Consider the following 23361-nt stretch of genomic DNA (forward strand, 5'->3'; position numbering starts at 1 on the left):
CTCGGTGCCGATTCCTGCGCAGCCGAGCCTCGGGCCGGTGATCCACGGGTGCGAGGTTGGGTCGAGTGGGTGCGCGTCGAGCCAGGCTCCACGCGCGTGAAGGCGAAGCTCGACACGGGCGCGACCACGAGTTCGATCGACGCCCGCAACCAGGAGGTCTTCAAGCGCGACGGCAAGCGCTGGGTCCGGTTCACGATCGAGGACCGCGACGGTCGCGAGGTCGAACTCGAGCGCCGCGTGGAACGCTTCGTGAAGATCCGGCGACCCGACGACAAGTTCGACCGGCGCCCCGTCGTCAAGATGTCCCTCTGCCTGGGCCGCGAGCTGCGCAGCGTCGAGGTCTCTCTCGCCGACCGCGAGGGATTCGTCTACCCGGTGCTGCTCGGCCGCAACTTCCTGGCGGGCGTCGCCGTGGTCGACTCGGGGCAGACCCTCACCTCCGAGCCGGATTGTCCCGGCGCCGCCGAGACCGCGGCGCGGTAGCAGGTTCTCGTGCGGAACCACCAACTCCTCGTTCTCAGCGCGATCATCGCGCTCGCCGGTCTCGGCCTCTTCTACTACAAGGCCGCGATCCTCGGCTTGCCGCTCGAACCGCGAGAACGTACGTCGGTGTGGACCGTCGAAGCGCGGGTGCAGTTCCAATCGCGCGACAAGGCCGCGCGGGTGGCACTGCGCATCCCCGAGTCCCCGCCCAACTTCGAGGTGATCGACGAGAGCTTCGTGAGCTCGGGCTTCGGCTTGACCAGCGAAGGCGTCGACGGCAAGCGCGCCGCACTCTGGGCGAAGCGGCGCGCCTCGGGAAAACAAACGCTCTACTACCGCGCCGTCGTCCACCCCGGCAGCGTGTCCGCGCCGCCGCCGCCGCCGAACTTCCCCCAGCCTCCCGAGGAACCCGACGAGGCCTTCGCCGCCGCCGCCGAGGCGCTGCGCGAAGAGGTGCGCCGGCAGTCGGCCGACATCCCCACCTTCGCCTCCATGCTGCTGGCGCGACTCGCCGATCCGACCCCGGACGAGTTCGCGCGCCCAGTGCTCGAGCGCGACATGGAGCGCGTCCCGCTGGCGATCCACCTGTTGGCGGGCGCCCGCATTCCGGCGCGCGAGATCCGCGGCTTGCAGCTGCGCGATCGCGCCCGCGAGATCCCGCTGGACTCCTGGCTGGCCGTCCACGACGAGACCGACTGGGTGTTCTTCGATCCGACGACCGGCGTGATCGGGCTGCCCAGCGATTTCCTGGTCTGGTCGTGGGGCGACGGTCCCCTGCTCGACGTGGAAGGCGGACGCCGCGCGCGCGTCGATTTCTCGGTGCTGCGCAACCGCCACGGATCGGTCGAGGTGGCACGCGCGCGCGCCGCCGTGCTCGGGAGCCCGCTCCCGTGGCTGTCGTTCCTGGAGCTCCCGATCGCCACCCAGGCCGTGTACCAGGTCCTCGTCCTGCTGCCGATCGGCAGTCTGCTCGTGGTGCTGCTGCGCAACGTCGTGGGGCTCGCGACCTTCGGCACGTTCATGCCGATCCTGATCGCTCTCGCGTTTCGCGAGACCCAGCTGTTGTGGGGGGTCGTGCTGTTCAGCGCAACGGTGGCGCTCGGTCTGCTCGCGCGACGCTTCCTCGAGCGGCTGAAGCTCCTGCTCGTCCCGCGGATGGCGGCGGTCCTCACGATCGTCGTGCTGATCCTCGGCCTCACCAGTCTGCTCGGCTACGGGGCTGGGATGGAGCGCGCGCTGTCGACCGCGCTCTTCCCGATCGTGATCCTGACGATGGTGATCGAGCGCATGAGCGTCGTCTGGGAAGAGGTCGGGGCGCGCGCCGCCCTCCAACAGGCGGTCGGCAGCCTGGTCGTCGCGGTGATCGCGTACGCCGTCTTCTCGAACCGGCTCGTGCAGCACCTGAGCTTCGTCTTCCCCGAGCTCCTGCTCGTGGCGCTGGCTCTGATGCTCCTCCTGGGCCGCTACAGCGGGTATCGCCTCTCCGAGCTCTACCGCTTCCGCGCGCTCGGCACGACGGCCGAGGAGTCGGCGTGATCTTCCAGGGCCTTCAGGAGAGAGGCGTACTCGGCATCAATGCCCGAAACGCCGACCTGATCAGTCGCTGGAACGAGCGGCGCTACTTCCCGCTCGTCGACGACAAGCTGCGCACGAAGCGGCTGGCGGAGAAGGCGGGCATCGCGGTGCCTCCCCTCTACGGCGTGGTGCGCGCCTACCACGAGCTCAAGCATCTACGCGAGCGTCTCGCCGACTACGACGAGTTCGTCATCAAGCCCGCCCACGGCAGCGGCGGCAACGGGATCCTCGTGATCAGCGATCGCTACGGCGATCGCCTGGTCAAGGCCAGCGGCGAGGTGATCAGCGCCGAGGACGTGGAGTACCACGTTTCGAATGCGCTCTCGGGGATGTACAGCCTCGGCGGGCAGCCGGACGCGGCGATGATCGAGTACCGCGTGGCCTTCGATCCGCTCTTCGAAGACGTCGCCTTCCGCGGCGTGCCCGACATCCGCACGCTCGTCTACCGCGGCGTTCCGGTGATGGCGATGGTCCGCATGCCCACCCGCGCCTCGGATGGGCGGGCGAACCTGCACCAGGGCGCCGTCGGAGCGGGGATCGACCTCGCGACCGGCACGACCCGCCGGGCCGTGTGTCGCGAGCGGATGATCGAGGCGCATCCGGATACGGGGAAGACCCTGGCAGGTCTGCGCATCCCGGGTTGGGGACAGCTTCTCGACCTGGCTGCGCGCTGTCACGATCTCACCTCGCTCGGCTACCTCGGCGTGGACGTCGTGCTCGATGCGAAGTACGGGCCGATGATGCTCGAGCTGAACGCGCGGCCGGGGATCAGCATCCAGACCGCGAACGACGAGGGGCTGCGTCCCCGCCTCGAGCGCGTGGATGCCTGGCTGGCCGAGCGCAGCGACCCGCCGGTGACCGACCGGGTCGCCTTCGCGCGCGACCACTTCGGAAGCTTCTAGGCGACCGTTGTATGCTGCCCGGCCCAGCGCCGTCCGGCACGCCGCCGGCTGGGTGCCCGCGCGCCAAAGCGCCCCCATCCAAGGAGATCTCGCATGAAACTCTATGACGCTCTCGGTCCGAATCCGCGCCTCGTTCGCATGTTCGTGGCGGAGAAGGGTCTCTCGATCGATTCGGAAGCCGTCGACCTGATGGGCGGCGAGAACCGCGCGGAGGGCTACCGCGAGAAGAACCCCTACGGCCAGCTGCCGGCCCTGGCTCTCGATGACGGCGGGGTGATCGCCGAGACCACGGTGATCTGCGAGTACCTGGAAGAGAAGCACCCGGCACCGCCGCTGATCGGCAGCACGGCCGAGGAGCGCGCCGAGACGCGGATGTGGACGCGGCGCCTCACGCTGGGCATCACCGAGCCGATGTCCAACGGGTTTCGCTACGGCGAAGGACTCTCGATGTTCCAGGACCGGATGCGCACGCTTCCCGATGCCGCCCCCGGCCTGAAAGCCATCGCCCAGGACGGGTTGGCGCTGCTGGACGGTCTGCTGCCCGGTCGCAGCTGGATCTGCGGTGACCGATTCAGCCTGGCGGACATTCAGCTCTATACGTTGATGGACTTCTTTGCCGGAGTGGGACAGCCCCGCGACACCGAACTCAAGAACGTCGATGCGTGGTTCGAGCGCGTGAACGCGCGCCCGAGCGCCGAAGCGAGCTTGCACCCGAAAGCAGGCGCCGTCGGGATGCGCGCCTGACTCCGAGTCCATTCTCGAAAGGAGCGTTCTCGTCTGCGAACGCGAGCGTTCTGAATCTCACCCGCGGCTTCTGCGTCGAAGCCGCCACGTCCCCACCCGCGTGCCCGGGAAGCCCTGGGCTAGTATGCAAGCGGGCGGAAACCCAGGAGAAAACACCGTGATGCGACGAAACCGGATTCGTGTGATCGCTGCATGTGTGGCCAGCGTCTTCTTCGCGGCCTGCACCACCGATGCCTTTACCGGCGAGCGCAAGGTGGCGCGCACCGCCATCGGCGCCCTGGTGGGCGCGGCCGCCGGCGCGGCCATCGGCGCACTGGCCGACAAGCGAAACCGGGCGCGCGGCGCACTCATCGGGGCTGGTGTCGGCACCCTCGCCGGCGGCGCCGTCGGCGCCTACATGGATCTGCAGGAGAAGAAGCTCCGCGAGCGTCTGCAGGGCAGTGGCGTCAGCGTCACCCGCGTTGGCGACGACCTCTACCTGAACATGCCGGGCAACCTGACCTTCGCGACCGACCGCGCGTCGATCAAGCCCGAGTTCTACGAAGTGCTGAACTCGGTCGCTCTCGTCCTCGACGAGTTCGACAAGACGATCATCGAGGTCACCGGCCACACCGACAGCACCGGCTCCGACAGCTACAACCAGGAGCTCTCCGAGCGGCGTGCGCAGGCGGTGGGTCAGTACCTGGTGGGTCAGCAGGTGATGCGCCAGCGCGTGATCACCGAGGGCTTCGGCGAGCAGTTCCCGGTCGCGGACAACAACACCGCCGGGGGCCGTACCCTGAACCGCCGCGTCGAGCTCCGCCTGGTGCCGCTCACCCAGACCTAGTCGGAGCGCTCGCTCTCGCTCTCGGCTTCGACGTCGTCGACGTCGAGGAAGAGCGGTGACGACCAGGCACGTTCACGCCCCGGGGCGAGACAATCCTCGTCCCGGGGCGTTCTCCATCCGCCGTAGCACGGGGTGACCCCGGTGGCGTTTCCCGCTGCGTCGAAGCGCGTGCGAAGACCGGCCCCGTTGATGGCCGGCGTCGGCGCCTGGAGCGCACGCGCGTAGTAGACGCGATCCTCGTCCCCGAACGCCGGGTCTTCGAACCGGACCGTGCAACCCGCCGGGTCCCCCGGGCATTCGAAACGAAGCCACGGGTCTTCGATGCGTTCGGTGAGGGTCGCGGGGTCGGCGCTCGGGGTGATCCGCACGATCTCGATCGCCTCGATCGGGTGCCTGGCCTCGCCCGGGTGATGGCATTCCCCCAAACACAGCCGCGTGATCCGTGACTCGGAAAGCGCGGCCCGGGTCTCGTCCGGGCAGCCCGGGAGCTGAATCCGGCTGCCGATCGCGCGCACCTCGAACGCGGGCGTCGCGCGCTGCGCAACGACGCTGCCCATGGGCGCTCGGCCCTCGGGCCCGTTCAGCAGGTCGAACCACAGGAGCAGACGCGGACCGCTGGTGCCGTAGGCCTCGCGGCGTTCGAGGGCGTCCCAGACATTCGCCCGATCGCGTCCCTCCGCGTGGACCGCCACGAGTCCGCCGGGGTAGAGGAAACTCGAGGTCCGGCCGACGTCGAGCAGGCCCCGGAAGCCGAGGCGTGCGGGCGAGCTCTCCACCGCACCCCCGTCCGCGCGTGGCCGGCCGTGGACGAAGCGCGTGAGCCAACGCTCGGCCCGCTCCGAGGCGAAACCGCGCACGTCCGTCATGCCCTTCCGACGCACCTGCTTGTAGCCACTGCCCGCGCGGGCGGTGTGGATGTCGCTCGAGCCGATCAGGCCGAAGCGAAAGCGCAGCTCGTTGCCGTCTACGTCGGTCGCGTGCGACGCGAGCGCGGCCTGTGCGCTCATGCCGGGCCGCGGCGTGAGCGCCGACTTCCAGGCGCCGCGGTCCTGATCGCAGTCGAGCCAGTCTGCCGGCTCGGTATCCGGGAGCACCCAGTGGGGACGCCGCCCGGCTTCACTCGCGCGCTGACGCGCTTCCGCGACGCGCGCGGCGCAGGCCTCGGAGGTGGGATCGTCGCAGCGCGCCCTCACGATCTCGCCTGCCTGCCAGCAACAGGGCAGGAACTCGGCGGTCGGTTCGGCACAGCCTCCGGCGCGCTGCACCGCCTCTGCCTTCGCCGCAGCAGGGGCGTAGCGCTCCGACGCACCGTGACCCGAGAACACCTCGAGCAGCCGCTGGCGCTTCGGGTCGTGGCTCGCCTGCGCGAGCTGGGTCGCGAAGGAGGCGCCCGGCGGCGCGTGGATGCCCCAGGCGGTTCCATGCGGGATCACCAGCGACGGCAGACCCCACTGATCGAGCTTCTCGAAGAGGATCGCCGCGGTCGGCGCGTTCTCGTGGCAGTCGTCGGGCAGCGTTCGCGTGTCGACGCCGGGTTCGCAGAAGGGCGTTCCTGCGAGCTGGCGGACCCAGTAGAGGAAGTCGGCGTAGTGAGGTGCGGTGACGCTCAAGAGCGCTTCCGCGCCGCGCGCGAGCGAGAGGCCCCTGGCGCGCGCCATCGTGTTGTCCGCCAGCGCGGAGATCGGTCGCGTCGGCAGGTCGTCTTCCCCGAGGCCGGGAAAGACCACGTTCTTGTGTCCCTCGTGATCCTCCGGCGCTGGGTTCGTCTGGGTCCACTCCCAACCCATGAACGGCACCAGGTCCGGGTTCGCCGGGTCGCCGGCACGTGCATCGCATGCGCGCAGACTCTCGATCGAAGCGCGCCAGCGTGCGGGCGTGAGCCCCTCGGCATGATCGTTCAGCGAGAAGAAGTCGAGTTCCGCGCAGTAGCGCGCAAAGTCGCAGGCGTCGGCGGGTGGGTGCGCCCCCTCGCCTCCGAAGATCGGCAGCCCGTAGAGGTAGGCATCGATCGAGAACGTCGTGTGGACGTGGAGATCCCCGAAGAGGATCGTCTTCTCGCTCGCGATGCCCGCCGCGCTCGCCGCTTCCGAGTCCGCGCGCGCATGGGGCGTGCGGGTGCGCGTCCCCCCCGCGATCTCGCCGACGTCGAGCTCGGACCCGCTGCACGCCATCAGCAGACCGAGCAGACCGAGCAGGGTGCGTGCGAGTGTCGGGTCGCTCAATCGACGAACCGCGGAGACGAGCCCTGGCGACCGAGGTAGTGGAAGAGGTCCTCGTTCTTCTCGAAGGCCTGCCAGCCCGCCGCGAAACCGGCATCGTCGGACGCCCGCCTCGCCGCGGTGTATGCGCCGAAGCTGTCTTCCCAGACGAAGTACTCGAGGTACGCCCGTCGCGCGCTCGTGCGTCGCAGCTCGCGCTGGAAGTTCGACCCGGCCAGCGCCACGGTCTCGGCGGGTTCTCCCAGGCTCTCGCGGGCCCACTCGAGACGTGCCGCCAGCTCGCCCTCGCGCGGAAGTTGCCAGCGCAGACCGGCCGCGCCCACCGGGAAGCGCGAGAAATGGGAGCTCAGCCGAATGCGCTCGAGCATCGGCAGGAAGCCCGTCGCGATCTGGTGCCGCGGTCGGCCGAGGGCCTCTTCGACTCCGCGCCAGAGCTCGGTGACGAGGCGACGGTCGTCGATCACCTGGACGCGCCCGTAGCGACACAGCACCGCGAGCCGGCGTGCGCCGCTCGGTGCGGGTCGCGGGTCGGGCAGCCGGGCCGAGCGTCCGACCGGCGCGCTGGCCACGCTCGCCAGTCGCGCCGACCAGTGATCGGTTTCGCCTCGCGCGTCGGCGACGGCGCGTTCGAGATCGGCGGCCCGGGATTCGGCTGCTTGGAGGCGGCGCTCGAGGGCTTCGGGAGAGACGCCGGCGAGCGCGACTTCCGAGGCGAGGGTTTCGATCTCGTCGGCGAGTGCGCGCGCCTGGGCCTCTGCTGCGGAGTGACGCGCTTCTAGTCCCTCGGCCTGGAGAGGAGCCAGCTGAGCTTCGAGCCGCTGCGTCTCTGCGATCGCCGCATCGAAGGCTTCGGCGGAGATTCCCGCCGCCTCGGCGCCGAGTTGCGCGCGCAGTCGACCCATGGCGTCCCCCATGCTGAGCTGGGTGACGGCGAGCATGAAGATCAGGATGCCCGTGACGTTCGCCATCGTGTCGAGCAGCGAATCGAGGTTGGCCTCCACGCCTCTCCGCGACCGCGCCATCAGGAGCTGCCCTGGCTCTTTGGAATGCGCGAGAAGTCGAGTTCACCGACTTCCGGGATCGGCATGCGCCCGTGTCGCGCGCGGTGGAGTCCGGCCTGCTGTTCGACCGCCCGGCAGCTGGCGACACCGCTCGGTCGGTTCAACAGGATCGCAGACGCGCCCGGGGTGGCACGCACGCGACTCAGGAAGTGGCGCACGTCGAGGCTCGTGGCGATGCGATGGGCGGGCACCCGGCTCGGACGCCGATCCGGCTCTTCGTAGAGGATGATCTCGTCGCGTCGGCATTCGATGAAGTGGGGCGCGAGGTCGCGGCCGCTGCCCGAGGGTTCGAGCGCGATCGGCGATTGCGCTCGCGCGCGCCGCCGCACCTCCACCTGTCGCTCGAGCTCCGACTGGGAGGCGATCTGCTCCTCGAGTTCGGAGCGCAGCGCGGTTACCCGCGCCTCGGCGCGGGTCAGGCGCGCCTGGAGGGGCGCGACGCGGTCCGGCCGCGCACCCAGGGCCTCGCGTTCTGAACGCAGCGCGTTCCGTCGCGAGGTGGCCGTCGACTGCTCGGTCTCGAGACGGGTCACCTCGGCTGCCAGCGCCTCGAGGCGTTCGAGCTCGGCGCGGCTCTGCTGATTGGCGACCAGGCGTTCGGCGTGCGCGTCCTCGTCGACGGCCTCGTGGCCGATCTCACCAATGGCGGTCGCGGTGATGAGCAGCGTCAGCGTCCCGATGATGCAGGCGAGGACGGAGAGGAAGGGGAAGAGCGACAGCGCCGTGGCGCTGCGCCGACGCGGCCGCGGCATGGGTTCAGCTTCCGCGGAAGAAGCGCGAGAGCCGCGTGCCGGTTCCCGCGCGCGCTTCGATCGCCGAGAGCGCACGTCCCAGGCGGTCTGCCACCTCGCCCAGATCTCCCCGCACCGCGCTCGCATCGCTACGCAGGGAACGCAGGGTTTCGCTCAGCTCGTGGGTGGCGTGGCCGAGGGCTTCGCGTTGACGCTCCTGGAGCGCCGCGTGCCGCTCTTCGTGGGAGCGCCGTTCGAGGGCCGACTCCCGATCGGCTTCGATCACGCCGCGCACCTGCTCCTGGCGCCAGCGTTCGAGGCCCCCCACCTGCTCGTCGATGCGCCCGAGGGTCGCGGCGAGTCGTTCGCTCGCCGCGTGCAGTGTGTGGGCCTGGGACTCTTCGGCGCTCGCCATGTCTCGCTGGAAGGCCTGGGCCTCGCGAGCGGCGTCGCGCAACTGCTCGGCGAAGTCACCGAAGGCGCGTGCGCCCTCGTCGCGGACCTCGCTGGCTTCGCTGCGAATGTGACCGAGGGTGCGGGCCAGCTTCTCGGCCGTTCCCGAGAGCTCCTGGGCCTGGACGCGCTGGGCCTCCCCGGCCATCGCCTGCTGTTCCTGGAGCCGGCGGTGAAGGCGCTCGATCCCCGCGAGCTGATCGTCGACGCGGGCGGCACCGAGTTCCTGGATCCGCCGGGCCTCGGCGGCCATGCCTTCCAGGTGCGACCGGAAGTCGCGGAGCAGGTTGCGCTGGGTTTCCGAGAGTTCGTCGCTGGCCTCTTGCTGGCGCGCATGCGCCCATTGGTCGAGGCGCTCGAGCTGTTCGCCCTGTCGCACGCGCAACAGCTCGTCGACCTTCTGCCAACCCGAGAGCACCTGGCCCGAGAGCGTCTCGCCGATCTGGCCCAGTCGCTCTCCCCAGTTCCGCAGCTGAGCCTCGTGCGCCGCCATCGCCCGCGCGACAGCGGCTTCGACCCGCTGCGCGACGTCGGCTTCCGAACCGAGCGGGTCGCTCGCCAGGCGTGACAGCAGCTGGAGTTCGGCGTAGTCCTCGACGGCGACGAGGAAGTCCTCCTCGGACTTCTGGACGGCACTGGCTGGGAACATGATCAGGATGCTCATCACGAGCGCCAGGAGCGTGGTGTCGAAGGCGACGGCCAGCCCCGTCGTGACACTGCCGAGCGCGCTCTTCATCACCGCGAGATCGGCCGCGGCATCGAGGGATTCGGAGAACCCCCCGACCGCGGTCCCGATACCGATCACCGTGCCGATGAAGCCGAGAATCGGAACCGCCCAGATGAAGACGCGCACCAGCGTGTAGCTCGACTCGACCGCGTCGGCGTCGGCCTGGGCCCGGGCGCCGAGCTGTTGCGACACCTCTCGGGAGTCGCCGCGGCCAGCGAAGTGCACCAGCGCGCGGCGCAGGCGCGTCGCCAGCACGCCCGAGCGGGCGGGCGCGGGGAGCGCATCCAGATGGGCCAGGAGCGCCGGCGTGTTTTCGGGGGTGATCGTGTCGCCGAGTCGGGCCGGGAGCAGGTCCTCTTCGAGGACCGCCCGCTCGCGGCGCAGCCGGGCGTACTTCACGCCCAGGATGATGGCGGCCCACGCCGACAGGAACGTGATCGCGTAGGGCACCCGTCCCCGATCTCCGAAGAGGGCGCCGAAGGACGTGTCGAGGAGCGGATCGACCAGACCCAGGTAGAAGACGGCCGTGACGATCACCGCGACCGCGCCGGTCCAGGCGAGCGCCACGTTGGTGGCAGCGTGGGCAAAGACGTCTTCGCTGTGTGTGCGGTCCGGCAAACGTTCCTCTGCCGGAAGTATTTCATGTCCCGGTCGGGGCGCCCAGCCGAGGACCCCGCATATACTGCGCCCAGCGCTGGGTTCGGGGCTTCCCGCGGCGTTCGACTCCCCGGGAGACCGCGGCCATGGAATTCCTTCGCGTCACCTACGAGCTCGCCGTACCCCTCCCGGAGGCCGAGTCCCGGGCCGAGGGGATCGCCCGCGAACAGACGGTCGAAGTGCCGCGGGTGGTGGTGCGCGACGCCTTCATCGCCGAGCACGTCCTGGGGCGCGTGGAGCAGGTCGCGGCCGCCGGTGAGGAAGGCCGGAGCCGCGCCACGATCGCCTACCCGGCGGACGCCACGGGGCTGGATCCGGCCCAGACCCTGGGCGTGCTCTTCGGCAACAGCTCGCTCGCGGCCGACGTGCGCTGCGTCGACATCGAGGTCCCCGAGAGCCTGGCGCGCGCCCTCGGCGGGCCGCGGCACGGGCTCGAGGCCCTGCGCGCTGCCACCGGGGCGGCCGACCGGGCGCTCACCTGCACGGCGGTGAAGCCGCTCGGCCACCGCCCCGAGGCGCTGGCCGATCTGCTGCGCGCCTTCGGGCGGGCCGGGATCGACGTGGTGAAGGACGATCAGGGATTGGCGAATCAGGCGTTCTGTCCCTTCGAGGCCCGAGTGCGCGCGTGCCTCGGCGCCGTCGAGGAGGTCGCCGACGCCACCGGGCACCGGGTGCTCTACGCGCCCAATCTGATCGGCACCCCGGGTCGGGTCTTCGACGAGCTTCGCCTGGCCGAAGACCTGGGTGCGCGCGCGGTCATGGCGTCGCCGATGCTGATCGGGCTGCCGACGTTCTCGGAGATCTGCGCGCGTTCGTCGGTCCCGGTGTTGGCCCATCCCTCGCACGGGGGCGCGGTCGCGTACGCACCCGAGCTGCTCTTTGGGAAGCTGCTGCGCCTCTACGGTGCCGACGCGGTGATCTTCGTGGGGTACGGCGGGCGCTTCGAGACGCCGCGTCCCGCCTGCGCGTCGATCGCCGACGGGCTGCGCGCGCCCTGGGCAGGGCTGCGGCCGAGCCTGCCGGTACCGGGCGGTGGCATCGAGCTCGAGAACGCCGCGGAGATCGTGTCCTTCTACGGGCGCGACACGATGCTGCTCGTCGGGGGAAGTCTGCAGCTCGACGACGCAGGCCCCGAGGCGCGCAGCCGCGCCTTCGTGCAGGCCGTGCACGACGCGTCCGCCGCGCTGCCCGCCTAGAGGAGACCGAGCTGGCGCGGTTCTCCGAGGGCATCCTCGGTGTGCTCGCCGAGCGGCGTGAGCACGGCCTCGGCGAGGGGGCGCAGCACCCGGTCGACGTAGTGGGCGCGGTCGATGTCGTCGGGCAGCGGTTGGCCCGGGAGGACCGGCTCGGGTCCGCGCTGGGTCACCAGGTAGCGGATTACCGGCCCGGCCCGCGGCCCGGCCTTGCGCGCGGCCTGGACGTGGGGCGGCGCCGACTGGGTGTACCGATCGAGCGACCCCTTGCGCAGCCGCTTCACGTAGACGAGCTCGGCGTCGCGTTCGCCGGCGCGGACCGCGTTCACGACCTCCCGGACGAAGGGCACGACGGTGTCGCCGTCGAAGGCGCGTTCGAGCATGCCGCGCTGCAGGTGTCCCGCGATCGCCGGCCAATCTCGTCGCACGGATTCGAGGCCGACCACCGCCAGCCGACCGTCGACACGGCCGGCGTAGCGCTTCTTGCTCCCGCTGGTGCCGCCGCGCACCCGCGGCAGAAAGAAGCGGTCGTAGACCTTCTCGAGCTCGAGGTCGAGGTGGGACGTGACGCCGTGGGTCTCTTCGACCCATGCGGCGATGCGGGTCTGCACCCGCTCGCGCAGCTTCGCGGCCTGGTCCGAGCCGTCGCTGCCGTCCGCGGCGAGCAGCACGAAGACCGAATCCGTATCGCCATAGATCACCTCGACGCCTTCGTCTTCGAAGGCGGCACGGGTGCGCGCGAGCATCTCCTGGCCGAAGCCGGTGATCGCGTTCGCGATGGCGGGATCGAAGAAGCGACACGACGCTGCTCCGAGCACGCCGAACAGGGCGTTCATCATGATCTTGATCGCCTGGTCGGCGTTCCGGTCGCCGCGGGCCTTGGCCGCGTCGCGGCGCTCGGCGAAGCCCTCGAGGATCTCGGGCAGCAGGGCGCCTTCGCGGGCGAAGCGGGCGCCGCCGGGGGCCTGGATCGGGTTCGGCGCGTCATCGGCCAGGACGTGCGCGAGCGGATCGAGCTGGAAGGTGCGGATCAGGCTCGGGTAGAGGCTCTTGAAGTCGAAGACCGCGACGTTCTCGAAGAAGCCCGGGCGGCTGTCGAGCACCGCGCCGCCTCGGACCTGGGCGCTCTTCCGCGAGCTGTCGACGCTCGGCGCGGCGTAGCCCCGCTTGCGGAGGGCCGGCAGGTACAGCCGATCGAACGAAGCGATCGACGCGCCCACGCGGTCGAGGGGCATCCCGGTCAACAGGCTGCGTTCGAGGCTCAGGGCCAGGAGGCCTTCGTGCTCGAGGATCTCCAGGACGAGTCGGGCGTCTTCGCGGTTGTAGGCGACCAGGGCCTCGGGTTCTTCGCGGTAGAGCCGATCGATCTCCGCGGCCGGATCCGCGACTTCTTCGGACAGGAGCTTGCCGCGCCCCAGCACGTGCCGCGCCACCGTCTCCAGCCGGTAGTCCTCGAGACGCAGCGCATCGCGCACGACGGGGAGGGCGTCCAAGAGGATCCGGCCGGGCAGGGTGCCCCGCGTCTGGCGGGTGAAGCCCATCTCCTGTTGGAAGCGCATCTCGCCCGGAACGCGACCGAGCGAGGCCCCGACGCGCAGCTCCCGCTGACGCTTGGCGATGAGCTGCAGATCGAAGTCGATCACGTTCCAACCCGTGATCACGTCCGGGTCGAGGGCGCGGATGCGCTCGGCGACGGCGCGCAGCAGCGCACGTTCGTCGGCGTGGGCGGTCGCGCCCGTGATCTCTCCGCGCCCGGCGAGGTGCACCTCGTCCGCGTCGTCGCCGACGAGCGCGGCCGAGCGGATCTCGCGACCGCGCGGATCGGTCTCCAGGTCGAGAGACAGAACGCGCAGCTGGGGTCGCACCGCCGCGGGTGTCAGCGCCGGGTTGCGGAACCAGACCAGCCCGTCGCGTTCGGTCGCCTCGCCGTCGATCGCGACGCCGGCCCGCACGCCGGCGTCGATCAGGTAGCGATAGGGAAAGCGGACGTCGGACTCGAAATGCGGCCGTCCCTGCTGGGCGAGTCGGTCGCGCAGGGCCGGGACGTCGCCCGGTGTCGCGGCCTCGACCCGCGCGAGAGCGTGGCCCCCGAAGCTGCGCAGTGCGGCGTCGCCGATGCGGACCGACGCGGTGTCGCGGAGCGCGTCGGCGTCCTCGGCCCGCACGAAGAAGTAGGGCCGGAAGCGGTCGTCCTCCACACAGAACGCGCGCCCATCCTCGAGTCGCCCGAAGAGCTGGACCACGGCCACCCCATCGCGGATGCGGTAGCTGGGTTGGAGGATGTAGCCGTCGGGCATGGACCCTCTCGCGGGGGCGCGCCGCTCGGCCCGGGGCGTCGCAGCGCTTCTCCCCCGGGGCGACCGGGTGGCGAACCCGTGACGATTCCGAGACTCTTGGTGCCAGCGGCGCGCGATCCCTCCCGCATCGCAGCCCTCTCACGATAGCCTTCGGGACCGATGGCACAGCGAATCCTCGTCGTCGACGACGAACCCGACCTGCTCGAACTGGTCCGCATCAACCTGAGCCAGGCTGGCTTCGAGGTCGAGACCGCCGATACCGGCTCCCAGGCCCTCGAGAAGCTGCGCGCCGCTCCTCCGGACCTGATGATCCTCGACCTGATGCTCCCGGATCTCTCGGGAACCGAGGTGTGTCGCCAGGTTCGCGCCGATGTGGCGCTCTCGGAGACCCCGATCATCATGCTCACCGCGAAGGCCGACGAGGTCGATCGCGTGGTGGGGCTCGAACTCGGGGCGGATGACTACGTGACCAAGCCCTTCAGCCCTCGCGAGCTGACACTCCGCGCTCGCGCCGTCCTGCGGCGGCGCCAGCCGGCGGCGCGCGAGAGCTCGGACGTGCTCGAGAACGCGGTCTTGCGGCTCGACCCGGAACGGCACCGCTGCTTCGTGTCCGACCAGGAGATCGAGCTCACCGCCAAGGAGTTCGCGCTCCTGCACGGGTTGATGCGCCGTCCCGGGCGCGTGATGACCCGCGATCAGCTCCTGGACGACGTCTGGGGCACGGACATCGCCGTGACGACCCGCACGATCGACACCCACCTGAAGCGACTCCGCGAGAAGCTGGGTCCAGCGGGGAGCTTGATTGAGACCGTGCGCGGGGTCGGCTATCGGTTCTCGGAGTAGCGCTCCTCCGAGCGCTTCTCCGAGCAGGGCGATGGGACGCGCACGGTGTCCCTTCGTTCCCTCGCGGACCCACCCCGGAGACCCGTTGGATGCTGGGGAGACCGCTCACCCGCGCCGCGGCCTTCGCCGCGCTCCTGACCCTGCTGCTGATCGCAGCGGAGCCCTTCGGCTATCGACAGCTCCGCGAGAACGATCTCGCGCGTCTGGACGCGCGTCTCGAGCACGTCGCCCGGGCGATCGCCGCGAATCTGGGACCCGGCGGGATCGGTGGCCCGAGGGCGGCGGAAGCGTTGGCCTCTGCTGCTCGCTACGCCGACATCCGCGTGACCCTGATCGAGGACGCGGGTCGGGTGCTGGCCGACAGCGAGATCGAGCCGCAGCGGATCGACTCGGTCCAGAACCACGGGGAGCGCGAGGAAGTCCAGGCCGCACGCGCGGCGGGGATCGGACGCGCGTCTCGAACCAGCCGCACGGTCGGTCGATCGCTGCGCTACGTCGCCATCGCGGTGCCCGGCGGTTTCGTGCGCGTGGCCCACGATCTCGACGAGCGCGACGCGGCGCTGAGTGGCTTTCGCCGACAGGCCCTGCTGCTGATCGCGCTCTCGGCGCTCGGATCGCTGGCGCTCTTCCAGCTCTTCCATTGGCTGTTTCAGCGGCGTCCGATGCGCGAGATGCGTCGGATGGCGGCCCGGATCTCGAAGGGACGCCTGGACGCGCGCGTGCCTCAGACCTCGGATCCCGATCTGTCGGGAATCGCGCGCGCGATCAACCGGATGGCGGGGCAGCTGCGCTCCCAGCTCCAGCGCGCCACCGATGACAAGGAGCAGCTCGGTTCCGTGCTCGAGGCGATGGTGGAGGGCGTGCTCGTTGTCGACGTGCGTGGCGTCACCCTGCTCGCGAACTCGCGCCTCGGCGAACTCTTCGCCCTGCATGGGGAACTGGTGGGGCGTCCGATGCTCGAGGGGATCCGCAACGCCGAACTCGAAGACATCTTGATGGACGCCGCCGCGACCAACGAGACCGTGGCGGGAAGCCTCGAGCTGGGCGGCGCGAACCCGCGCACGCTCCAGGTGCAGGCGGCTCGCTTTCCCGCCGACGGAGAGCGCATCGGGACGGTTGCGGTGTTGCACGACGTCACGGAACTGATGCGTCTCGAGGACGTGCGGCGTGACTTCGTTGCGAACGCGTCCCACGAGCTGCGTACGCCGCTCGCTGCGATCCGCGGGTTCGCCGAGACCCTGCTCGAGTCGGTGTCGCTGGCTCCCGAGGACCAGAAGTCGTACCTAGAAGTCATCCACCGCCACGCGCAGCGGCTCTCGAACATCGTCGAAGACCTCTTGGCGCTGTCCACGATCGAGAGCCGTACGGTGAAGCTCGAGATCGCTCCCATCGACGTCGAGACGGTCGCCCGAAGCCTGATCGCGGACTCCGGGCTCCGGTTCGAAGAGCGCGAGATCCGCGTGCGTCTCGACGTCCCGAACGGGTCGACCGCACTCGCTGATGCGAGGGCCCTCGATCAGGTCCTCTCCAACTTGATCGACAACGCCGTGAAGTACACCGAGCCCGGCGGCACCATCGACGTCACCATCGAGTCCGAAGGGTCCCGGGTGCGGGTGGTCGTTCGCGACTCGGGCATCGGAATTCCCGCCGAGGACACGGCCCGGATCTTCGAGCGCTTCTACCGGGTGGACCGCGCCCGTTCTCGCGCGCTGGGAGGCACGGGCCTCGGCCTCTCGATCGTCAAGCATCTCGTGCAGGCGATGGGGGGTGAGATCTTCGTGCAGAGCGAGCTGGGCGAAGGCTCGAGTTTCATCTTCACGCTACCGGCACCCGTCGTCGGGCAGGCCGAGACTCAGATCCCGTAGGGTCCCGGCGCTCGCCGCAAGCGCTGCTCGATCGCCGAGTGGCTCCGCTCGCGCGCGCGCAACACCAACTCGTCCTGAGCCGAGAGCCCGAGGCCCCGGTCTGCCCGGGTCCAGGTGCCGTCGGCACCGAGTTCCCAGGCCAGGGCGTCGTCTGCGATGCAGAGCTCGAGCACCTCGTCCACGCGCTCGATGCCTTCGCGGGACTCGATCGGCACCACGGCTTCGACGCGGCCATCGAGGTTGCGGGGCATCAGATCGGCGGAGCCGAGGTAGAGGCGCGTGCGCTCTGGCGAACTCCCGAAGCGGAAGATGCGCGAGTGCTCGAGGAACGGGCCCACGAGCGATCTCACCCGGATGTTCTCCGAGAGCCCCGGCACGCCCGGTCGCAGGCAGCACACGCCCCGAACGATGAGGTCGATCTGGGTCCCCGCGCGTGACGCCTCGTAGAGAGCGTCGATCAGAGCGCGGTCGGCGAGGCCGTTCGCCTTGATCACGATCCGCCCGTCGGGCGCCTGCTTCTCGCGCTCGATCTCCTCGAGCAAAGTGCGTCGCAGGGTCGTCGGTGCGACCAGGAGCTTGCGGTAGTCGGTCTGTTTGCTGCAGCCCGTGAGCGAGTTGAACAGGTCGGTGGCGTCTGCAGCCAGTGGTCCGCTGCAGCTGAAGAGTCCGAAGTCTTCGTAGGAGCGCGCCGTCTGCGGATTGTAGTTTCCGGTGCCGATGTGCACGTAGCGCCGGATGCCGTCGCTTTCATTGCGGACGACGAGGGTGACCTTGCAGTGCGACTTCAGGCCGACCACGCCGTAGACGACGTGGACGCCGGCCTCTTCGAGGGCGCGTGCCCAGCGGATGTTCGCCTGCTCGTCGAAGCGGGCGGTGAGCTCGACGAGGGTGACCACCTGTTTTCCGGCTTCCGCCGCGTCGATCAGGGTGCGGATGATCGAACTCTCGCTGCCCGCGGCCCCACCACCGGCCGTGCGATAGAGGGTGTGCTTGATCGCGAGCACGTCCGGGTCTTCCGCGGCCTGGGTGAGGAACGCTTCGAAGGAATCTCGAAACGACTCGTAGGGGTGGTGGACCAGGACGTCGGCGCGATGCATCGCATCGAACAGCCCTCCATCCCCGTCCTCGATGCCCTCGAAAGCGGGCGGCGTGACGGGCACGTGTGGGGCGCGCTTTGCGGCCGGGCGATCGATGCCGTGGATCTCCCAGAGCGAGCCGAGATCGAGGAGCTCGCGGGTCATGAACACGTCGTCGGCGCCGAGTTCGAGCTCGGCCCGCAGCAGGTCGAGGATGCGGTCGGACATCTGCCAGGGGGCTTCGAGCCGAACGGCCGCGTTCATGCGCAGGCGCCGCTTGAGTCCGGACTCGACGGCTTGCAGGAGGTCCTCGGCGTCGTTCTCGTCGAGCGCGAGTTCCGCGTCACGGGTGAGTCGGAACGGTGTGCACGACGCGATCTCCATGCCGGGAAAGAGCAGAGTGACGTGCGCGGCGATCAGCTGCTCGATCGGGATGCGGTGGTCCGGCTCGTCGGGGAGCGGGATCCAGCGCGGGAAGAGCGGGGGAACCTTGACCCGCGCGAACCGCAGGGCCTGGTTGCCCGGATCCCGGACCACGACCGCCAGGTTGAGCGAGAGATTCGAGATGTAGGGGAACGGATGGGACGGATCGACCGACAGCGGGGTCAGGACCGGGAACACACGGTGCTCGAACCACGCGGAGAGGGCGGACTGTCGCTTGGCGTCGAGTTCGTCCCAGGTACAGAGTCGGACGCCGATGTCGCGCAGGCGCGGCAGCAGTTCCTTCCCGAAGCAATCGTCCTGGCGCTCCATCTGCGCGACGATGCGCGGGCGAATCGCCGCGAGCTGCTCCTCGGGCGAGCGCCCATCGATCGAACGCGCACCGACGTCGGCTTCGACCTGGGCCTTCAGGCCGGCGACGCGCACCTGGAAGAAGTGATCGAGGTTGCGGCTTGCGATCGCCAGGAACTTCACGCGCTCGAGCAGAGCCAGAGACGGGTCTTCTGCGAGAGCGAGTACGCGCTCGTTGAAGTCGAGCCAGGTCAGTTCGCGGTTGAAATAGCGCGCTTCCGGGAAGGCGGGGTGGCCGTCCGGCGAGCGTGTCTGTTCCGCGTTTCGCGGGTCCGGGACCCGCGACGCGTCGTGGGGGAGCCGATCGCGTCTCATCGACCGAGATCGCTTTCCTGGCAGGAGGGGAGCGGGAGTCTATCACCCGCCCTCGGGGAGACTCCGGAGATCCTGCTAGTTCTTCGGTCCCGCGCCGTCCGGGGAGGCGGCCAGACCTTCCTCGGATACGCGATATCCGACCCCTCGCACGGTTTCGAGGTAGATCCGGGCGGCGCCCAGCTTGCGACGGATGCTCTTGATGTGCGCGTCGATCGCCCGTTCGCTGTGCGGGGCTTCATCCCCCCACAGTCGGTCGATGAGCTGACGCCGGCGCACCACCCGGCCGGGTTCGGCGAGTAGGGCCAACAAGAGATCCCGCTCCCGCGGTGTCAGGTCGACGCGCTGTCCCCCGGCGACGACCCGGCCCGACTCGACATCGACCTGGATCTCGCCGCCCTTCGAGAGCGTGGCCGAGTCGCGTCGTTGCCGTCCACCGAACCCGCGCAGAACGGCGGACACCCGGGCGCCGAGTTCGGGTGCGTAGAAAGGCTTGGCCAGGAAATCGTCGACGCCCGATTCGAACGCCAGCACGCGATCCATCTCGCTCGCGCGGCTGGTGAGCACGATGATGGGAGTCGACTCCAGTTCCGGCGATTCGCGGAAGGTGCGGCACAGACCCAGGCCGGATTGGTCCGGGAGGTACAGATCCACCAAGACGAGATCCGGCGGCTCCTCGAGAGCCGCTTCGAGCGCTTCGCTCGCAGTCGCGGCCTCTCGGCACGCGAGTTGCCGATCCGCCAGACAGCTCCGGACCTCGGCCCGCACTGCTGCGTCCTCATCGACGACCAAGACCAAACGAGATTCCACGCCTACGACTTCGGTGAACGGCCCTCAGGGGCCACTCCAAGCAACCAAAGCCTTGTGACGCTTGCGTGAAGCGGAGAGCACGTTTGTGAGGGAGGACCCGCGGTTCCCCACCCGCGGCCCTAGCCCTCGTCGGTCTCGTTGCCAATCGCGTGCAGTTCGCGCTCCAGGTCGTTGCCTGTTAGGCGGCGCGGCAAGGCGAGGAAGCGCTCGATGCGGCGCTCCATCGCGGCGTACGCAGCTTCGAAGGCACGCGCGATCTCGGCTTCGCTGCCCTGCGCGGCCGCCGGATCTGGGATTCCCCAGTGAGTCGCAATCGGCCCATGGGGCCAGATGGGACATGTCTCATCGCGGGCCGAGTCGCAGACGGTGATCACCAGGTCGATCGGTGGCGCACCCTCGGCCGCGAACTCGTCCCAGCTCTTCGAGCGCAGGTCGCTCGTGTCGTATCCCTTCGCCTCGAGCAGAGCGAGCGTCTGGGGATGGGGCGCGTCCTTCGGATGGCTCCCCGCGCTGTAGGAAGCTATGCCGTCGGGCTCACCCAGACGCCGCAGCAGGCACTCGGCGAGGACGCTGCGCGCGGAGTTGCCCGTGCAGAGGAAGAGCACGTTCTTCGGAATGGCCATGTGCGCATTCTAGGGATCCTGGGTGACAACGGTGGGTCGGTGGCGAGACGCACGGCGCTACGCTGTTCCCATGAACACCGTCTGGCTGCTGCGACACGCGAAGTCGAGCTGGTCCGACGCCGACGCCTCGGACCACGAGCGGACGCTCAACGCGCGCGGTCGCGACGCGGCCCGCCGGATCGGCCGTCATCTCGAGACCCGCGGCGCACGCTTCGACGCGGTGCTGTGCTCGTCCGCCGTGCGCACCCGCGAGACGGCCGAAATCCTGGCGACCGAGCTCGGCGCATGGCCCGGGTTCGAACCCGAGCCTGACCTCTACCTCGCCGAGCCCTCGACCCTGCTCGGTCGTCTCGAGGCGCTACCGGCTTCCGTCGACGCTGCGCTCGTGATTGCGCACAACCCGGGAATCGCCGCGCTGGCGGTTCACCTGGCCCGGCGCGGAGAAAGAGCGCAACGCGAGCGCCTGCGCAGCAAGTTCCCGACGGCGGCGCTGGCACAGATCGAGCTCGAGGGATCCTGGTCCGAGATCGGGAACGGTGGGCGCTTGGTCCACTTCGCGGTGCCGCGCGAGCTGCCCCCACCGTCGGAGGATGGCCAGCCGCTCCCCGGCGTGGGTTAGGCTGGTCCCGTGGCCGTCGCCCGCGAAGTCGAACTCAAGCTGGAAGCATCGACGTCGGATCTCCGGCGTTTGGGGACCCACCCCGTGGTCACGGCCCTCGCGGTGAGCGGCGCTGTGACCCGCGTGCTCGAGTCGCGCTACTTCGACAGCGCCGACGACCGGCTCGCCGCCGCAGGCTTCGCTTTGCGCCTCCGCCGCGATGGCGACACCTCGGTGCAGACGCTGAAAGGAGGTGGGTCCACCGTCGGGGGGCTCTTCGAGCGCGTGGAGATCGAAGTGCCGTTTCACGGCGAGCGCCCCGACCTCGGCCGCATCGACGATGGGGCGATGCGCGCGGCCGTCGAGGAGACTCTGGGAGGCGCCCCGCTGGTCGAGCGCTTCCGGACCGAGTTCGAGCGCTCCACGCGCGTGCTGGGCAGCGGCGAGTCTGCGTTCCGCGTCGACATCGATCGCGGGCAGGTGATCGCCGGCGATGCACGCATGCCGATCCACGAAGTCGAGCTCGAGCTCGTGACGGGCACGCCCGCCGCCCTCTTCGAGTTCGCGCTGATGTTGCAGGAACACTTCGACGTGTGGATGCTGGCACGGAGCAAGGCCGAGCGCGGGCATGCGCTGGCGCGCGCCGAGATGCCCCGGGCACAGCGCAAGGGACGGGTCGACCTGCCTGCAGGCGCCAATGTCGAAACGGCGCTCGGCGGCATCCTCTCCCATGCGCTGCACCAGTGGACGGTGAACGCCGACCTTGCCGCCGACGGCAGCGATCCCGAAGGGGTCCATCAGATGCGCGTCGGAGTGCGCAGGCTCCGCGCGGCGCTCCGCGGCTTCCGCAAGCTCTTGCCCCAGGAGCGGGTCGCCGTGTTCCGCTCCGAACTCCGCTGGCTCGGACAGATGCTCGGGCCCGTGCGTGATCTCGACGTGTTCCTCTCCGAAGTCATCCAGCCGCTGGAAGCCGGGTGCGGCCACGACGAAGCCTTCAAACGGCTCCGCGAGGAGGCGTTGGCCCTTCGGGACGAGTGCCAGAGCGCAGCCACCCATGCGATTCGTTCCCAGCGTCACACGCGTCTCGCCCTCGAGATCGGCAGCTGGATCGCCGCGGCGGGTTGGCGCAACCAACCGGTCAACGAGGTCTCGGCCCGGCTCTTCGATCAGGCGACGGACTACGCCGACAAACTCTTGTCTTCCCGGCGTCGGTCGCTCAAGCGACGAGGCGCAACGCTCCCGACCACGGATGCCGAGCGCCATGCCGTGCGGCTGCGCGTCAAGCGCCTGCGCTATCTCGCCGAGAGCGTTCGGGACCTCTACCCCGAAACGCGCGCCCGGCGTTTCCTGAAGCCCGTCGCGAGGCTGCAGAGGGCGCTCGGGCGCTCCAACGACTGCGCAACGGTTTCGCGAATTCTCCGGGTGCTTCTCGAGAGGCTCGGTGACGAGCGGATGCCCGCGCACGATCAGATGGCCGGTTTCGTGAATGGCTGGATGGTGCGACACGCCGAGCGGGCCCTCGCGGATGCGGACGAGGCCTGGGAACGCTTCCGGTCGGCGAGGCCCTTCTGGAAAGGGAAGGCGCGTCGGTAGGATCGGGGCCCCGCCAAGGACCGGTCCGGGCGGGCGGGCAGAGTCGCTCGGGCGGGATCCAGATCGAGGAACCGCTCCGCATTCACGAAACCGTCACTAAACCGACTCCAACGTCCCCTGGAATCGCCGTCCAACCGTGACTCCTCCGTCACGAGAGCGCGGCGACGGTCCCATAGATTCGCGCCCGTGAAGGCGAAGACCAGCGCGTGGGTGTGTTGTGTTCTCGGACTGGCGCTGCCCGCCCAGGCCCAGAACAACGTGGGCGATTTCCGGGCGAAGCTATCCAAGTGGGTGGAGACCCGTCAGATCGTTTCGGAAGAGCGGTCGGACTGGGAGGCCGAGCAGGAGTCCCTGCGCTCGACCCGGGATCTCCTGCGCCAGCAGAAGAAGATCCTCGACGCCGAGATCCAGGAGCTCGAGGCGTCGTCTACCACGGTCGACGACGAGCGACGCGACCTGCTGCTGCAGCGCGGCGAATACCAGCGCGCGAACGCGGCCCTCGAGTCCGAGATCCGCGGCCTCGAAGAAGAGGTGCTCGCGCTGGCGCCGCTGTTTCCCGAGCCGCTGCAGAAGCGGCTCGAGCCGCTCCTCGTCCAGATCCCCGAAGACCCGGACCTGACGAAGCTCCAGCTGGGCCAGCGGATGATGAACGTACTCGGCGTGATGGCCCAAGCCGAGAAGTGGAACAGCACGGCCACCTTCCTCGGCGAGACCCGCGCAGTCGGAGGCGGCGATCGCAAAGTCCAGGTGCGCACCCTCTACTGGGGTCTGGGCCAGGCGATCTACGTGGACGCCCAGGGCGAGACCGCCGGGATCGCGCGTCCCGGTGCGAACGGTTGGGTCTTCACCGATGAGCCCGACCTCGCGGAAGATGCCGCCCTTCTCCTCGACATCTACGAGGGGAACGTCGACACGATCGAGTTCGTTCCGATGCCGGTGCAAGCCAACTGAGCGCGTTGGCGCCGTCGTCCGCTTCCGATC

At 69.7% G+C, this 23361-nt stretch carries 19 protein-coding genes; 11 read left to right on the forward strand and 8 right to left on the reverse strand.

Translation table 11 applies throughout. From position 1 onward, the window contains the following. Nucleotides 1-48: 48 nt before the first annotated feature. The 5 genes from AAF430_08435 (at nt 49) to AAF430_08455 (ending at nt 4530) form a co-directional block, all read left to right on the forward strand. Complete coding sequence (locus AAF430_08435) at nt 49-483, forward strand: RimK/LysX family protein (GenBank protein ID MEM7410245.1); 435 nt, start codon at nt 49-51, stop codon at nt 481-483. A 9-nt stretch (nt 484-492) separates the two neighbouring features. Then, the gene (locus AAF430_08440) at nt 493-2019 is read left to right on the forward strand and encodes a UUP1 family membrane protein (GenBank protein MEM7410246.1); all 1527 of its coding nucleotides are present in this window, start codon (nt 493-495) and stop codon (nt 2017-2019) included. Further along, the gene (locus AAF430_08445; protein MEM7410247.1) at nt 2016-2960 is read left to right on the forward strand and encodes an alpha-L-glutamate ligase-like protein; all 945 of its coding nucleotides are present in this window, start codon (nt 2016-2018) and stop codon (nt 2958-2960) included. Before AAF430_08440 ends, AAF430_08445 begins: the two co-directional genes overlap by 4 nt. A gap of 93 nt (nt 2961-3053) precedes the next feature. Beyond that, nucleotides 3054-3704, forward strand: coding sequence for a glutathione S-transferase family protein (locus AAF430_08450; protein ID MEM7410248.1), 651 nt, complete (start codon nt 3054-3056; stop codon nt 3702-3704). Nucleotides 3705-3864: 160 nt separating this feature from the next. Then, on the forward strand, nt 3865-4530 hold the full coding sequence (locus AAF430_08455; GenBank protein MEM7410249.1) for an OmpA family protein: 666 nt from the start codon (nt 3865-3867) through the stop codon (nt 4528-4530). Here AAF430_08455 and AAF430_08460 read toward each other — a convergent pair. The 4 genes from AAF430_08460 to AAF430_08475 are packed head-to-tail and all read right to left on the reverse strand — an operon-like array spanning nt 4527 to nt 10339. Then, nucleotides 4527-6752, reverse strand: a complete 2226-nt coding sequence (locus AAF430_08460) for a DUF3604 domain-containing protein (GenBank protein MEM7410250.1) — start codon at nt 6750-6752, stop codon at nt 4527-4529. The genes AAF430_08455 and AAF430_08460 overlap by 4 nt on opposite strands. Beyond that, entirely contained in the window at nt 6749-7750 is a 1002-nt protein-coding gene (locus AAF430_08465) for a hypothetical protein (GenBank protein MEM7410251.1), read from the reverse strand. The genes AAF430_08460 and AAF430_08465 overlap by 4 nt, the downstream gene beginning before the upstream one ends. A 20-nt stretch (nt 7751-7770) precedes the next feature. Beyond that, nucleotides 7771-8562, reverse strand: coding sequence for a hypothetical protein (locus tag AAF430_08470; protein ID MEM7410252.1), 792 nt, complete (start codon nt 8560-8562; stop codon nt 7771-7773). Between the two features lie 4 nt (nt 8563-8566). Next, nucleotides 8567-10339: a MotA/TolQ/ExbB proton channel family protein gene (locus tag AAF430_08475; GenBank protein MEM7410253.1), complete on the reverse strand. Its 1773-nt coding sequence runs from the start codon at nt 10337-10339 to the stop codon at nt 8567-8569. 125 nt (nt 10340-10464) lie between these two features. Between AAF430_08475 and AAF430_08480 the strand changes: the two genes are divergently transcribed. Further along, complete coding sequence (locus tag AAF430_08480; protein MEM7410254.1) at nt 10465-11574, forward strand: RuBisCO large subunit C-terminal-like domain-containing protein; 1110 nt, start codon at nt 10465-10467, stop codon at nt 11572-11574. On the opposite strand, the gene AAF430_08485 is transcribed toward AAF430_08480, so the two are convergent. After that, complete coding sequence (locus tag AAF430_08485) at nt 11571-13868, reverse strand: DNA polymerase II (protein MEM7410255.1); 2298 nt, start codon at nt 13866-13868, stop codon at nt 11571-11573. The two genes, AAF430_08480 and AAF430_08485, sit on opposite strands and share 4 nt — an antisense overlap. A 159-nt stretch (nt 13869-14027) precedes the next feature. Here AAF430_08485 and AAF430_08490 point away from each other — a divergent pair, with 159 nt between their 5' ends. Continuing rightward, a complete protein-coding gene (locus AAF430_08490) occupies nt 14028-14711 on the forward strand; it encodes a response regulator (GenBank protein ID MEM7410256.1) in 684 nt (227 codons plus the stop codon). A gap of 89 nt (nt 14712-14800) precedes the next feature. Next, nucleotides 14801-16576 carry an ATP-binding protein gene (locus AAF430_08495; GenBank protein ID MEM7410257.1) on the forward strand — a complete coding sequence of 592 codons (1776 nt, stop codon included), beginning with the start codon at nt 14801-14803 and terminating at the stop codon, nt 16574-16576. On the opposite strand, the gene ppk1 is transcribed toward AAF430_08495, so the two are convergent. The 3 genes from ppk1 to AAF430_08510 all read right to left on the reverse strand — a co-directional run bounded on the left by ppk1 (nt 16564) and on the right by AAF430_08510 (nt 20189). Next, entirely contained in the window at nt 16564-18759 is a 2196-nt protein-coding gene (gene ppk1, locus AAF430_08500) for a polyphosphate kinase 1 (GenBank protein ID MEM7410258.1), read from the reverse strand. The two genes, AAF430_08495 and ppk1, sit on opposite strands and share 13 nt — an antisense overlap. 75 nt (nt 18760-18834) lie before the next feature. Beyond that, a complete protein-coding gene (locus AAF430_08505) occupies nt 18835-19548 on the reverse strand; it encodes a response regulator transcription factor (GenBank protein ID MEM7410259.1) in 714 nt (237 codons plus the stop codon). Between the two features lie 137 nt (nt 19549-19685). Beyond that, nucleotides 19686-20189, reverse strand: a complete 504-nt coding sequence (locus tag AAF430_08510) for an arsenate reductase ArsC (GenBank protein ID MEM7410260.1) — start codon at nt 20187-20189, stop codon at nt 19686-19688. 70 nt (nt 20190-20259) lie between these two features. Here AAF430_08510 and AAF430_08515 point away from each other — a divergent pair, with 70 nt between their 5' ends. From AAF430_08515 to AAF430_08525, 3 genes are all read left to right on the forward strand, one after another. Then, a complete protein-coding gene (locus tag AAF430_08515) occupies nt 20260-20808 on the forward strand; it encodes a histidine phosphatase family protein (protein MEM7410261.1) in 549 nt (182 codons plus the stop codon). Between the two features lie 9 nt (nt 20809-20817). Beyond that, entirely contained in the window at nt 20818-22380 is a 1563-nt protein-coding gene (locus AAF430_08520) for a CHAD domain-containing protein (GenBank protein MEM7410262.1), read from the forward strand. Between the two features lie 186 nt (nt 22381-22566). After that, a complete protein-coding gene (locus AAF430_08525; protein MEM7410263.1) occupies nt 22567-23331 on the forward strand; it encodes a DUF3450 family protein in 765 nt (254 codons plus the stop codon). The last annotated feature ends 30 nt before the right edge of the window (nt 23332-23361 follow it).

The organism is Myxococcota bacterium, assembly GCA_039030075.1.
Classification (GTDB): domain Bacteria; phylum Myxococcota_A; class UBA9160; order UBA9160; family SMWR01; genus JAHEJV01.